Source organism: Lachnospira eligens, from assembly GCF_009680455.1.
Taxonomy (GTDB): domain Bacteria; phylum Bacillota; class Clostridia; order Lachnospirales; family Lachnospiraceae; genus Lachnospira; species Lachnospira eligens_A.
Genome location: NZ_WKRD01000009.1, coordinates 125,357 through 139,458, shown reverse-complemented (window position 1 = coordinate 139,458; position 14,102 = coordinate 125,357). Strand labels below are relative to the sequence as shown.

12 protein-coding genes and 1 pseudogene are annotated in these 14,102 nt (G+C 44.0%); all 13 read right to left on the bottom strand.

Annotated elements, in window-relative coordinates:
* Nucleotides 1–1,290, bottom strand: coding sequence for a relaxase/mobilization nuclease domain-containing protein (locus GKE48_RS12180; protein WP_154301182.1), 1,290 nt, complete (start codon nt 1,288–1,290; stop codon nt 1–3).
* Between the two features lie 6 nt (nt 1,291–1,296).
* A complete protein-coding gene (locus tag GKE48_RS12175; RefSeq protein WP_154301181.1) occupies nt 1,297–1,605 on the bottom strand; it encodes a plasmid mobilization protein in 309 nt (102 codons plus the stop codon).
* Nucleotides 1,584–1,760 (bottom strand): DUF3789 domain-containing protein, encoded by a 177-nt coding sequence (locus GKE48_RS12170; protein ID WP_118463598.1) that lies wholly within the window; start codon nt 1,758–1,760, stop codon nt 1,584–1,586. Before GKE48_RS12170 ends, GKE48_RS12175 begins: the two co-directional genes overlap by 22 nt.
* Nucleotides 1,761–1,898: 138 nt before the next feature.
* On the bottom strand, nt 1,899–2,222 hold the full coding sequence (locus GKE48_RS12165) for a DUF7768 domain-containing protein (protein ID WP_015513330.1): 324 nt from the start codon (nt 2,220–2,222) through the stop codon (nt 1,899–1,901).
* A gap of 81 nt (nt 2,223–2,303) precedes the next feature.
* Nucleotides 2,304–3,106 (bottom strand): annotated as a pseudogene (locus tag GKE48_RS12160) (DNA-methyltransferase).
* A 20-nt stretch (nt 3,107–3,126) separates the two neighbouring features.
* Nucleotides 3,127–3,873, bottom strand: a complete 747-nt coding sequence (locus GKE48_RS12155) for a hypothetical protein (RefSeq protein WP_154301180.1) — start codon at nt 3,871–3,873, stop codon at nt 3,127–3,129.
* Between the two features lie 6 nt (nt 3,874–3,879).
* On the bottom strand, nt 3,880–4,857 hold the full coding sequence (locus tag GKE48_RS12150) for a DUF3991 domain-containing protein (protein ID WP_154301179.1): 978 nt from the start codon (nt 4,855–4,857) through the stop codon (nt 3,880–3,882).
* The gene (gene metK, locus GKE48_RS12145; RefSeq protein ID WP_154301178.1) at nt 4,857–6,017 is read right to left on the bottom strand and encodes a methionine adenosyltransferase; all 1,161 of its coding nucleotides are present in this window, start codon (nt 6,015–6,017) and stop codon (nt 4,857–4,859) included. The genes GKE48_RS12150 and metK overlap by 1 nt, the downstream gene beginning before the upstream one ends.
* A gap of 136 nt (nt 6,018–6,153) precedes the next feature.
* Nucleotides 6,154–10,530 (bottom strand): SpaA isopeptide-forming pilin-related protein, encoded by a 4,377-nt coding sequence (locus tag GKE48_RS12140; protein ID WP_154301177.1) that lies wholly within the window; start codon nt 10,528–10,530, stop codon nt 6,154–6,156.
* 73 nt (nt 10,531–10,603) lie between these two features.
* Nucleotides 10,604–11,086 (bottom strand): gamma-glutamylcyclotransferase family protein, encoded by a 483-nt coding sequence (locus GKE48_RS12135; RefSeq protein ID WP_006426989.1) that lies wholly within the window; start codon nt 11,084–11,086, stop codon nt 10,604–10,606.
* A gap of 12 nt (nt 11,087–11,098) precedes the next feature.
* A complete protein-coding gene (locus tag GKE48_RS12130; RefSeq protein WP_006426990.1) occupies nt 11,099–12,055 on the bottom strand; it encodes an amidoligase family protein in 957 nt (318 codons plus the stop codon).
* 2 nt (nt 12,056–12,057) lie between these two features.
* Nucleotides 12,058–13,353 (bottom strand): DNA (cytosine-5-)-methyltransferase, encoded by a 1,296-nt coding sequence (gene dcm / locus GKE48_RS12125; RefSeq protein ID WP_055247004.1) that lies wholly within the window; start codon nt 13,351–13,353, stop codon nt 12,058–12,060.
* A 70-nt stretch (nt 13,354–13,423) separates the two neighbouring features.
* A complete protein-coding gene (locus GKE48_RS12120; RefSeq protein WP_007884604.1) occupies nt 13,424–13,975 on the bottom strand; it encodes a hypothetical protein in 552 nt (183 codons plus the stop codon).
* Nucleotides 13,976–14,102: the final 127 nt, after the last annotated feature.

Below are 14,102 nucleotides of genomic sequence, written 5' to 3'. Positions count from 1 at the left end.
TTATCTCACCTCCTGACTTTTCTGCATTCTTTCTTTATCTTCCACACGTTTTTCATTCTGGCTCTGTTCTTCTGCTTCCTGAAGTCTCGCTTCGATTTCCAAGGAATGCTTTTCAATCTGAACGGTCATACGGACTTCCTTACGGAGTCGCTTCAGTTCCTCATTGATTTCGGACAATCGTTCTTCCCCTGTCTTGCTTCCCCCATTCCGATACAATCCTCTGCGTTCTTTCATAAGTTCCGCAATCTGCTTTTGCAATGGTTCTCGGTATGCAGCAAGCTGCTCTCTGGTTGTGATGTCATGTTTCATTAGAAATTCAATCTGTTCAATCCTGCGATCCAGTTTCCGGATATCCTCTCTGACAGCGTATGGACTCCTTTTCGGTCTTTTTGGCAGTACCCCCATTTGATATAAATAGGAATAATACAGTGCCTGAATCCCGGTCAGTTTCTTCTTTGGATGAATCTGCACTGCCTTTTGATAGACTCGTTTCACCTTTGGCTGTAGTATCTGCCCACGTATTTCCTCTTCGGAATAGTTTTTTCCAAGAGAACGCAGACGGATATACCGCTCCATTCCCGGAGCTTTTAAAGAAATGTATTTCCTGTTCAGTTTCCATGTATAACCCCGCTTTTCCATCTCTTTTAGGAATTGTGACCAGGAGTAGCTTTCCTGTACCGATTCCCTGATATCCAAACGGATCGCCGTTCTCCATGTCGGTTTTCCTTCCTGTTCTGCTTTCCACTGTACATAAGGGATTGATTTTTTCTGATTGGATTCAATGATAGACAGACCATATTTTCTGCACAGGTCATCGGAAATCTTACGGATCTCCGTATAATAACTCTTAGCATTACTATGGTACTTATGTCCGTCCACCATGCTTACAGAATTCCAGACAATATGATTATGATAGTGTCTGGTATTAAGATGTGTTGTTATGACTACTTCAAACTGTCCTTTTAAGAGCCGGTCTGCCAGTTCCTGCCCGATGAGATGTGCCAGTTCCGGTGTCACCTCACCTTCTGCAAAACTCTGTACCAGATGGTATCCTTCCACACCGCCCATCTTATGGAATCTCTTTTTCGTTGTCAGCATATCTTCATACGCATTTTCATTGATACATCCGATGGTATCTTCGAAGACCGCCTGTTCCGTCTTGGTCCGGTTCATGGCATAATCGATGGCAGCCTCCAGAGAGTCTGCTTTTTGTGTGGTTTTTTCTTTGTCTTTCACATATTCAATGGAACGGTCCAGGCGGTGGACGGGGATAACACTTGTATAAGCCATCCGGCATTACCACTCTTCCTTTACCAGATACCATGTTTCTTTGGTAAGACGCAGCATTTCCTGAATGCTCTGCTCACTTGCCATTCCAGAAGCATTAGCAACATGGGCAAGCTGATTGGCATTGTTGCATAAGCCTGCAATCTTTCGGAGCAATTCGGGGTGATGCTCACAGGGTTTCGCATGTACCTGTGCTCCTAAAATCAACGAACGCATAAACTCTTCCCGGCTCAGACCGCTTCTTTCGACCTGCTCATTCAGTTCCCTGACTTCCCTTGCATTAAGCCGTACCGGGATCACATGGTTTCGTTTTCGCATTGCATCACCGTCCCTTCTTTTTTCTCTTCCTCTTTCATCATACCGCCAAGATCCTCATCGGATTTTTTCGCTGCAACCATGCAACAGGTTACTACCACTCCTATAAATCCTCCGCTCATCAATGCGATTACAATCATTACTCCGTTTCTTAACATGACTTGATCCTTCCTTTCCATTTCCGTCTGTGTCTGGGGGATTGGGGTTCTCCCCAAAGTGCGTTTGGATATCCAAACGCTATGCTTGCAAAACGAGTACCGCCAGTCTCTGTATCACCCGACAGACCCGCCTCTGATTTATTTCGATTCTTTGATCTGTACCAGTCCATCGAGTGTCGTACAAATGATATGGAGTCTGTCTGCCATGCTGATTTCCGTGTTCATCGTCCCTGTCACTTCTTTTCCGCATACAACGACCATCCGGCATCTCCGTAAAAGGATATGAGACATCCTTCCATATCCCTGCATATCTTCTGCATCGGACTCTTCCAAGAATGGTGAGAATACAAATCTCGGACAGATTGGTACATACCCAAGTTCATAGATTTTTCTGCAATATTTCTGCACTTTTACCCGGCTTTCTTCTGCTGAACAGCACACATAAGCCAGCGCCTGTTCCATACGCTCCATCTCCTTCCTGCATCCAGTTGGATGCCACTGCTTTTTCTCTATAAAAACAAGATGTCCTATTGGACATCCCGACTACTTTTCATCCTCTTTCTGCTCTGCTTCTAATGCAATTCTCACTCTGTCACTTCCCAGTTTGTAGTAGGCATCTGTTACCTCAATTCCCACTGCACGATAACCTGTCACAACCGCTGCAAGGACAGTCGTTCCTGCTCCGGCAAACGGGTCCAGGATCAGACCTCCCGGCTCACAGATCTGGATCACATCTTTCATAAGCTGCAATGGTTTCTCTGTCACATGGATACGGTTCTGCGGATTTCCATATCGGAAAACACCCGGCAGACAGGAGACCGGGCGGTTGATCGGCATCGGTCCGTTACTGCCCCACACGATATATTCAGCCTGCTGGCGGAAACGCCCTTTCTGCGGACGGGAGTTTCCTTTATCCCACACTGCAGTTCCTCTCCAGATCCAGCCTGCCACTGCAGGGCATCCGTAATGGATGGATACTGTCTCCAGTCAATAAACAGGCAGATCGGAGCACCTTTCTTACAGGCTTTCCGCACATCATAAAGCCACTCAGCCATCCAGTGAGTCCATGATCTCTGATCTTTATTGTCCCCATCAAAATCCGGAAGTGCATTTGCAGCACTCATACTGCTGTATTTCTGATTTGTAGTACGATTTCTTTCATTCTGTTTTGTTCCACCGGACGCATACGGTGGATCGGTAATGACTGCATCAAAGATTCCCGGCTGGAATGCTTTGACCAGTTTTAATGTATCTCCATGTAATATTTTCCATTTTTCCCCTTCAGCATATTCCTCCGGATATGTTCCCTCTTTCATAAGTTCTTCCAAACTCAGGCCATTTGTCATAGGCATCATCCTTTCTTTTCTCAGCGTTCCGGCTGATTTTTCTTCTTTGTCTTTTTATTTTCTTTGGGCGGCGGACTCAACTCAGTTTCTACATATTCGCTGATAATCAAAAGTGCTTTGTAATAGTCCCCACTTTCCAATACCCTTTTACACATTTCTTTTGCTTCTGCTGTCTGTTTATTCTTTTTCAAAAGAGTTGAGGCATCGCCCATAATGGAAAAAATATTCCCATCATGTCCAAGGAGCTGTAACTTGGGACGTTGTTTCTCAGGCTTTGTCGGAATCTGCTCTGTTTTCTTTTCATACATTTTCGGCTGTTCCATATTAGGATGCCAAAAATGCACATTCAGCGTTCCACCATCTACCTTTATATCCCTCTGCTCAAATCCTTCACCCCAACCGTCACTGTACTGTCCTGTAATGTATTCAGTGAATTCCTGTAGTTCTTCCTGACTTAAAAGTTCATTTAATTCCAGTTTGGTACATCCGTACAGGATTCCGTCTTTGTTTTCTATCGTAACAACTGCACTTTGTATCTTTCCCTGAATGGACTCACTTCCATCAAAATACTGCATGAGGTCATCTTCCCCATAGCGTTTCAGTTCTTCTCGGATGACTTCTTCATAATCGGCAAGTTCTGTTCCATCTAACGGCATTCCATATTCATCACTCTCCGACCAATCTTCTTCCCATTCGGATTCTTCTGAATAAAGATTTCCAGTCAGCTCCGTCAACAGATGTACGTGCATCGTTCCTTTTTCTTCCATTCTCTATCACCTTCTTTCCAATGGTCTATCCCTGCATTTATTTGCCTGCTTTTTTTCTTTCGCAAGGTCTGCATAATCTGCCCCTTCTTTTTCCGGCAGATTGCAAATAATCTGATACGTTCCCTCATAATGTTTTTTCATCTGTTCTTTCGCCCATCTTCCTGCAAAGTCATTATCGGTACAGATTTCAATTTCTTTGATTTCCGGATGGTTCTTCAAAAACTCTTCCAGTGCATCCGGCGGCTTTTTAAAACGTTCACTCTGTATCTGTGCGTTTTCTTTCGGAGCAGCGATTCCCCCAAGGGAAAGACGATATTTATCCCTCTTTCCTTCTTCCAGTGTCATGTGTGCCAGTGCATCAATACACGCTTCATATACGGCAACTCGTTTTGTTTCTCTTTCAGGTGGAATACAAAAGCTGTACTTTTTTTCACTCCCGGTCTGCTCCATCTTGAATCCCTTCCCGTTTTTTTCATAGATTCCTCGCAAGAATGCATATCTGGCTTTTCCGGATTCATCTTTCCCAACAAAAACAGCGTTATGATACGGGACACTTTCATAAAGGATTTCATGCAAAATACAATACGTGATCACTTCATCGCTGATTCCTCTGTGGTTTAAATAAGCCCTGATTCGTCTGCAATTACAATACCTCTCCGGCAGCTTAAATGGCAGTTTTTCCCTTTCCACAGACTGTGTCGGAATAAAAGACGGACTCTCTTCGCACAGCAGTTTTACGGCATCTGTAAATTTCATTCCATCTACTTCAATCAAGAACCGTAATGCGGACACGCCACCGATATCTCTGGATTTCCAATGCCATTTACTGGACAGTTCATTGATTTTAAAACTGTCATGGTCCGTCAACTGCCATTCATTTCTGGTCCTTGTCTTTTGCAGCCGCTGTGCCTGATGCGTTCGCAAATACTCATACGCAGTCATATTTTTTGCCGCCTGAATCTCTTCTTCCGTTACCCAAGGCATTACAGAATCGCATCCTGAAGAGCCAGTACCTTATCTGTCCGCTCCCAAGGAAACTCCTTTCTTCCAAAATGACCAAAAACTGCCGTCTGCCGAAAAATCGGACGATTCAGTCGAAGGGATTCCATGATCTGAACGGGTGTCACTCCAAACACCAGTGGGATTGCTGCCGCCAGACAATCATCTGCACACACTTTTCCTGTACCAAAGGTATCTACCTCAATCATAACCGGTTCTGCTACTCCGATTGCATAAGCCAGAGACACCTGACACTTGCTTGCAAACTCAGCAGCTACTATATTTTTGGCGATATACCTTGCCATATAAGCCGCCGAACGGTCTACTTTCGAACAGTCCTTTCCCGAAAATGCACCGCCGCCATGCGGAATCATACTGCCATAAGTATCCACCATCAGCTTTCTTCCCGTCAGTCCGGTATCTGCATCAAACCCTCCACACACAAATTTTCCTGACGGATTAATCAGAATCTTCGTATCCTCATCCGGCGGCAGTAATCTGAGTGCTGAACGAAGCACTTTCTCTCTGATTTCGGCATCTAACTTCTTCAGGCTCTTTTCTGCACCATGCTGGCAGGAAACAACAACACTTTCCAGTCTCACTGGTTTTCCATCTTCATATTCTACGGTTACCTGTGCTTTCCCATCCGAAAAGATATCTTTGATATATCCGCTTCTTCTGCAAGCCGAAAGTTCACGGGTGATCCGGTGTGCCAAAACGATAGGCATTGGCATAAGCTGTGCGGTTTCATCACACGCATAACCGACCATAACGCCCTGATCTCCAGCTCCCCTGCTTCTGTCTCTTCCCTTTTTTCCATTGTTGTCCCGGAATTCTTTTGATACACTCACTGCTTTTGCGATATCCGGACTCTGCTGGTGTACAAACGTATCCATTTCTATTCCATCCGTACAATATCCGCATTCTCCCAGAACCTTTCGGATCACATCAAACACTGGCGGCTCATATCCACTGCTGATTTCTCCAGCCACAAACACATTTCCTCTTGTCGCAAGCACTTCACATGCAACCCTTGAAGACGGATCATGTTTCAGACATTCGTCTAAGATTGCGTCTGCGATCTGGTCACATACTTTATCCGGGTGTCCTTCTGTTACTGATTCTGCTGTATAATAACGTTTCATTTTTCTTCTCCTTATATCTACAAGTCCTGCCACTGGCAAATCCTTACTTACGAATGCATGGTAAGATAAACAGGGCAGGAGCTGCCTGATACACATCTCCTGCCCTGCCGGATTGATTTATCCAGTTATTCTTCTTTTATTTTTCTTCTGTTTCTTCTTTGTTTTCCGTCATTTTTGACTTCTTTCTGCGGTACACAGTCATCCCTGTAACTGTTCCGGCAGATGCCAGTGCAAGCAGGACAAATCCCCATACTTTCTGGTTATCCCCTGTTTTTGGTGCATTGGTCTTTTCGGTTGTTTTCTCCGGTGTTCTGGCATCTTTCATTTCCACTTTCTGCACTTCCATCGTATCTTTCAATGTAAATGTAACATCTTCGGCAATCTCATAACCATCCGGTGCTGTGATCTCACGCAAGGTAAGTTCCTCATTGACCGGAAGCTTCGCAACAGAATGCGGCTTTCCGTCCGTGATCCACTCTTCCAGAACAGTTCCGTCTTTTCGGATGACCTGAAGTTTCGCCCCTTCCAGTTCTTTCCCTGTGGTAATGTCTGTTTTGGAAATTTCCACTTTGGAATATTCGTCTTTCATTTCAACCTTTGTCACACTTCCATCTTCTTTGACTTCAAAGGTCACATCGCTGGCAGACACATAGCCGTCTTCATAAGGAGCCAGTTCTTCATGCAAAGTATAAGTTCCTTCCGGCAGACCATAAATCACATGATCTTCTTTGGTACTGGTCCATTCTTCCACGACATTTCCGTCTTTGTCGATCACCTGAAGTTTTGCTCCCTCCATCTCTTTTCCGATAGTCGCATCTGTCTTGGTGATCCGTGTCTCGGTCGGCTGATTCTCAACTTCTTTACTCAGTACAATCTTTTCAAGATTCTGGTTTTCGTAGGATGCATCTACTTTCCATACTTCCTCGTTCGGAAGATATCCGTCTTTTCTGACTTCCTCTTTGACATAATATTTTCCATGTGGAAGGTCACTGTCAAAAGTCAGATTCCCATTCTTATCAGTTGCTTTCTTTTCCAGCAGAGTATCCTTCTCTACAAGAACTTCTCCCTGATTAGAAACAATATCTTCCCCGGCATACAGTCCGAAGATGACTCCTTCCAGCTTTTCTCCTGTAACAGAATCCTTCTTTTCTACCGATACGGACACCTTCTGTCTCTCGTTTTTGTAAGTAACTCCTTCATAAACAACTGCCTGTGTATCATCCTCGGCTGTCAGGGTAAATTCTTTCTGCTCGGTATTCAGGACAAAATTCTCTCCTGCCACAACTTCTTTCAGATAATAAGTTCCCAGTGGCAGATTGTTAAGGACTGCCATTCCCTTTTCGTCTGTAGTCAGTTTGGCTACCAGGTCATTTTTCTCGTAACGGACAAGCAGATTTCCTTCCTCGTCCTTTGCCCCATCCGGTGAATAAATGGTATCCTTGGCATATACTTCAAACTGGGCACCTTCTACTCCGGTTTCTTCATATTTAAAATCTTTATAGATACCTGTTTCTTCTTTCCCGGATACCGCATTTTTTACCTTTGACACAAGCGTCTTTACTTTTGCCAGAACAGAATCTCCGGTTACTTCGGTAAGCTGTTCTCCCTTTTTCGTCAGGAGCAGGCTTCCTACCTGTTCATCGTTTTTCTGTTCTACCTCTACAATCGCTGCTCCTGTATCTGGATCAATCTGATGTGCAGTGTTTGAGGATACTGTAATTACAATACCGCTCTGTGGATTTTCTTTATATGTTCCTTTTGTAGTCTGCTCTAATGGTGAAATAATCGTTGTTCCATCATACAGGGACTCTTCGCTTCCCTGTCTTACAAATCCTTCCGGTGCTTTCACTTCTTCGATTCGATAGGTAGAGCACTTCAGTTCCTGCGGTGTGATCAGATATCCTTCCTCGTTTGTTTCGAATACACTGATCTTTTCTTTCTTCGGATACTGAACAACCTGTTCCACATATTTCTTATTTGTCACATCGTAAATCTTATAAGAAGCACCAGCCTTTAAAACCGTATTTCCAGTCTGTGCATCCTTCTTTACAATTTTCAACAAGAATTCAAACGGACGGTCATCAAACACTCTCCACTGCATAGGTTCTCTGCTGTCATTTTCCACATTTACAACAAATGGATCAATGGTTTTCAGATTCTCCGGGGTAGTGCTTTCCACTACAACATAACTTCCATACGGCAGTTCCGGGCTGACTGCGTATCCTTTTGTATCTGTGATCAGTTCCGGCACTGGTACGGCTGTTCCATTCTCATAGGTGACTGCCACCTTCTCGTTACTGAAATCATAATTTTTGAAATCACTTGCCGTATAGCTTTCTCCATTGGCCGGTTTCAGCTTTCCATTTTTCACCTGTGACAGGCTGCTGATCAGATATACCTGAAATCCTGCTCCTGCGACCAGGTCTGTTTCTGTCTGCTCTCCATCTTCACTGATCTTGATTAACTGGAATGCCTGTTTTTTTACCTGCTCTTTTACCGTAAGGTCTCTTGTCACTTCTGCAACATCCTGACCTTCATAAGTTACGGATACTTCATATTTTGTAGTATCCAGTGTATATCCTTCCGGTGGAGTGATCTCTTTTACATACATTTCTCCAAGGTATAATTCTGAGAACTCCAGTGTTCCATCATCTCCGATGACTCCCTGCGCGATCAGGCTGTCCTGTTTATACAGAACTCCTGTTGTTCCATCCGGATGCACGATGTCTTCTTTGGCATACAGACCATACACCGCACCTCGAAGAGCGCCGTCTCCCTGTGGCTGGAATGCAAGTGTTTCCTTATCAATCTTTGCGATCTTTACTTTTCCGGTGACCCTCTCATCCGTTGCTGTTAGCGTCAATGTCTTTCCGGCTGCAACGTCCACTTGATAGACTTCCTGATTCCATTTATATCCGGTCGGTGCAGTCACTTCTTTTACATACACAATTTTGAGTGCGGCATCAAAATAATCACTGACTGCTTTTCCGTCTGTTCCGGTTGCAGTCATTGTCATCAGCAGATTTTCGCACTTCTTATCGGTGTAAATACCGTAAACTGCTCCAGATAGTGGGTTCTGTGTATTGATATCTTTCTTCGTCAACTCAATACGTGTCATGTTCAGCCACTGTACGCTGAAGCTTACCGGAGCTGCTGTTTCGCTTTCAAATACACCGATATCCTGTTTGGAATCTCCGGTCGTCAGCACCAGCGTTCTCCATGTCTTTCCGACTGAACCGTATAAGTTGCCGGAAGCATAACTGCCTGTCAGCAACAGATCTGCCGACAGATAAAAGGTATCGCCACCATAAATCTGGATCTTTCCATTTGTTACACTTGTTCCTTTGGTCAGGTCATGTGCGGTGACATTTTCCGGTACACTCAGTGTCACATAATTTCTGTGATCTCCGGACAATGTGATATTCGGTGTTTTCTGAAGATTTCCATCTCTTACTGCATTCAGTTTCGTACTGGAAAGGCTCAGTTCCCCTTTTGGCGGTTCTTCCTGTCCGAACAGGTAATTGATATATGCGATCACCCCTGCATTTACAAGGTCATTATAATTACATCCGGTAAATCCGGCTTCTCCTGCATAAGCGTAGCTGGCTGCAATGTGTGTATACACATACTTTTCATCTTCCGTTTTTCCAGCCAGATAACTTCCTGTCAGATCTCCTGCCCCGCCATAACCATAATAAAGAACTTTCTGCAAATTTTTATTGCTGTCCAGTACCTGTGCTACATAGCTTCCACTCGGTGGGGATGCTTTCTGGGACTGGAGACAGTATGCGATCTTTCCATTGACTGTGAACAGGCAAGTAAGATAATTTCCAATATAGCTTGGATAATAAATGGTTCGCCCCTTTGTCAATGTAACTGTGGAACCGCTGCTTGTGGCTCTTTCAGCCGCAGACAGTACCATGACATTTCCCTCTTCGATGTCCTCTTTCAGTTCTTTGATTGCCTGTGCAGATGCATCTTCTTCGGATGTTTCAATTTCTACATCTGTGTAGTTCTGCACAGGCGAATCCGAATCATCTTCAGATTCTGTATCTGACTTCTGTTTCTCTCCACCATTTTCTTCGGAATGTGCCTGTCCTTCGGTATCCGTCAGAGTCATTTTACGGGTGATGGTATAGCTGTCACTCTTATCTTTTGGAACGACCATATAAGTGGCAATATATGTTCCTGCTTTGTCTGAATGATACTCTCCACCATTCTCATCTTTGATACTTACAAGCGTAACATCTTCTTTTTCTGCATCATAATGGATTCCTTCCATACTGGTTTCCACTGCAAATGTATCATCTGAAACTGCTTTTGTGATATCATCTGCTGTAACTGATGTATCTTTCTGGCTTGTTACCGCCTGTTCAGATGCCTGTACTTCCGTCTGCTGTTCCGAGCCTGTCTGTTCGGCCGCAAACGCATTCGCACTGCTCAAGGTACTGATGCCCATCAGGACAGCCAGTCCAAAAGCAGCAATTCTGGTCTTTAATTTTCTAACCTTCATGTGCTTTTCCTTCCTATTATAAATAGATTTTTTCAGTAAAATACCGCAGAAGATGTTTCCTCTGCGGTACGTTTTATCTTGCATATCGATTTTTTTCTTTTTTTACTTCCTGTCTGGTACGTTTTACCGCTTCCATGACAGACTCCGTTGGAATCTGGTTATCCTTACATCCTTCCAGAATTCCATCCAGATAAAATTTCGATGGCTTTGCCGGAACATCTTTGTGCGGAGCGTTCATCATATATACAAACACTTCTTTCTCCACACCATCCTGATTTTTTACCCGAATCGATTCTTTCCCATAAAAACTTGGGAATCCTTCATAAAAATCCAGACTCTTCTCACACGCTTCTGTGATTTTCCATAAGACTCCTTCGACATAGCTTCCTTTTTCCGGCAGAACCGTTGCTACCCCATTGCCCGGAGCCCTTCCCCGAAATGCCAGCCGATAATTTTCAAGCCGGACGTTTTCCACAACTTCCGCAGCCGGACACCTGTACTTCATCTGCTCCAGATTCATGTTGCTGCCATAAGCGAAGTAATATCTATCTTTCATTTTTTCTCACCTCTATCTGACTCCTTCTGTCCTTTGATTTTTCTTCAGACACTCATACGTGCTTTTATCATATCTCCACGCAAGATCACCATCCAGATTTGCCAGCAGATGTTTTCGAACATTTTTATATTCGTCTCCAATTAACCCAAGTCTCAATAAAAATGTACGAAATGTAAATGCCGGGTTTTCTGATATCAGTGTCTTTTTCATCTGTGTCGATCTCTGATTGATTGCCTGTGCGGAAATGGCTAATGCCAGTGTAATATTTGCTCTCACCTTTCCTGCATGTAGTGTGCTTTCAAAACAACGCCATTCCAAAGTTCCCTTGGAAAACACAGCATGAAGATTCAGAGCATAATAACGGGTATGATCATAATGGGTATGACTTCCATCCCTGCCTCCATACCAGACATTTCTTACTCGGTCCATTGTGATTGATTTATTTGGTATTTTTCGGATTTTCTCCAATACCTCCGGTCGCACCCTCTGACAATAACTATTTGCTCTTCTCTCCTGCACTTTCAGTGCTTTGAACAGGATATCTTCCTTTGCATACATAATTGTCAGTGCATTTTTCAGACTCTGCGGTGTATGATTCGATGCATCTACATGAACATGCTGACCACAGGACTCATTTACAAAACCTCCATGCTGTCGCAGACATCGTACTACTTCCTGTAACTTTCCCATTTCATCATAGGATAATTTCGGTGATACCATTTCTGTTGAATATTCTCCACCTGCGTCTACAATTCGACCGTATACTTTCCGTTGTGTATAAATGCTCCCATCAGACATAAATTTCCACTTTTTTCCTTCCAGATCTATCACTGACCAGACTCCATAAGTAGTGCCGTCATAATATGCTTCTGTTCCAAACATTTCAGCAACAACTTCTGCAGCACGTTGTCTGGTAATCCCTGTCATTTCGATTTCTGTGCCAAAGTATTGGTCTTTTATTCCGATCATGCCTAATGGATTCCTTTCTCAGACACTTTCTGTGTGTTAAGTTCGGAGTCTGCCTTTTGTAACAATCTGCCAATTGCCTCGATAACATTGACAGTTACTCCGTTTCCAGCCTGTTTATAAAGCTGTGCGTCAGAAGTGCTGTCTATGATCTTATCAATCTGCCAGTCGTAATAACCCTGCAGTCGCAGACATTCCCTCGGAACTAACCTTCTTATTCTGCCGTGATACAAGATGCCATGACGATCGGTTGCAGTAATTGTAAACATCGGTTCTTCGGGTTCTTTCATACGTCTGCCGTTCTGACGAACATTCTCTTTTGCTGGTGTTAAGACTGCTCTTGCTCCATCCTCTGCTAATACACCAGAACATTCTCCTTTGTATTTGTGGACACCGCATTGTCTGGTATTCAGGCTTCTGCATTCTTCCGTTACCACCGGCGGAGGTGAAAGATCGACAAAGTGCAGCGTTCCCTGTTGAACACCTGTTGTCAGGGTATGTGCGATCTGGTGTCCGACTCTTCCTCTCCTGCTGTTGAGATTCGCATAACCCAGATCGATGCTGTCCCCTTCTCTTGCAAGTTTGTAGCCGAGCTTTGTATTCTCTTTGATTGGAACACCTACATCATATAATCCTGTCTTGCCGCCCATTCCACCTGCCTGTGATGTCAGGGTACAGCTTAGTCCTTTGGGACTGTAGACTCTTTTCCCCTGACTTCCTGCCCGGACTTGAACAAGAGCTGCTCCATTTGTTTCTGGTTCAGGTAATACTTTTCCGGCACATCGGAAATCAAAATATCCGACAATATACACCCGTTTTCTTGCTTGGGGGACTCCGAAATCCTTGCTGTTAAGCACTTTCCATTCGACATGGTACCCCAGTTCAGAAAGCGTACTGAGGATGGTGCAAAACGTCCGGCCTTTGTCATGCGATAACAAACCGGGAACATTTTCAAGGATAAAATACGAGGGTCTTTTAGCTTCAAGAATCCGGGCAATTTCAAAAAAGAGAGTTCCTCTTGCATCTGCAAATCCTTCTCGCTTTCCGGCGATAGAGAATGCCTGGCAAGGAAATCCTGCACAGAGTAAATCAAAATCTGGCATTCGTTCTGGTTCGATTGTTCTTGCGTCATTACAATACCACTCCCCTTCCGTATCAAACAGCAATCGGTAGTTCTTATCCGCATAAGTATCCACCTCGCAATGTCCGACACAGACAAAGTTTCCTGCCCGTCTTAAGCCTTCACGAAATCCCCCGATTCCGCTAAAGAGATCAAAAAATTGAATGGTTGCGGCTATCAACCTCCTTTTTGCTGATAAAAACAGGCGGCATGATCTCTCATACCGCCCTTCGTTATTCTGTATCAATTGGTTACCATTCTGTTGGTTCTTCTGCTTTGGATTCTTCCGGATCAGTCTCTCCTTCTGGTTCAGTTTCCTCTTCCGGTTCACTTTCCCCTTCTGGTTTGTTTTCCTCTTTCGGTTCACTTTCTCCATCCGGTTCGGCTTCCTCTTCTGGTTCACTTTCCCTTTCCGGCTCAGTTCTTTCTTCCGGTTGAGTTTCTTCTGTTCCCAATTCTCCAGTTGTCTGTTCGGATTCTTCAGGCTGCTCTTTGCTTTGCCATTCGACCTCTACCTTTTCCAGTGCTTCTTCTATAATCTGAATTAAGAAGTCTTTCTGTTTCATGTGTTTCTTTCCGATGACTACTTTTAATCTCTGGAATAATTCCTCTGATACCTGTACTGCTACTGTTCTTACTGCTCCCATGCTTATTTCTCCTTTTCCTTCCACTCTGTTGAAATGTTCTTCAATGACCTGTTGTAAAAATTTTTGTGTGCTGCTTTCTGTGAGTTCAATCTCTTCTCTTACTTTCTCATGTAAGTCCATCGGGATCTTTCCGCAGATATTTTTCATCTCTGCCATAACCTTTCTCCTTTCACTTTTGCTACACACAACATACTCCAAAGCCGCATGGAAAGCTATTCACAATACCCACCAAAGATATCGATGCATTTCTTGCCTTACCCCTAGCAGATCCAACAATGTATGT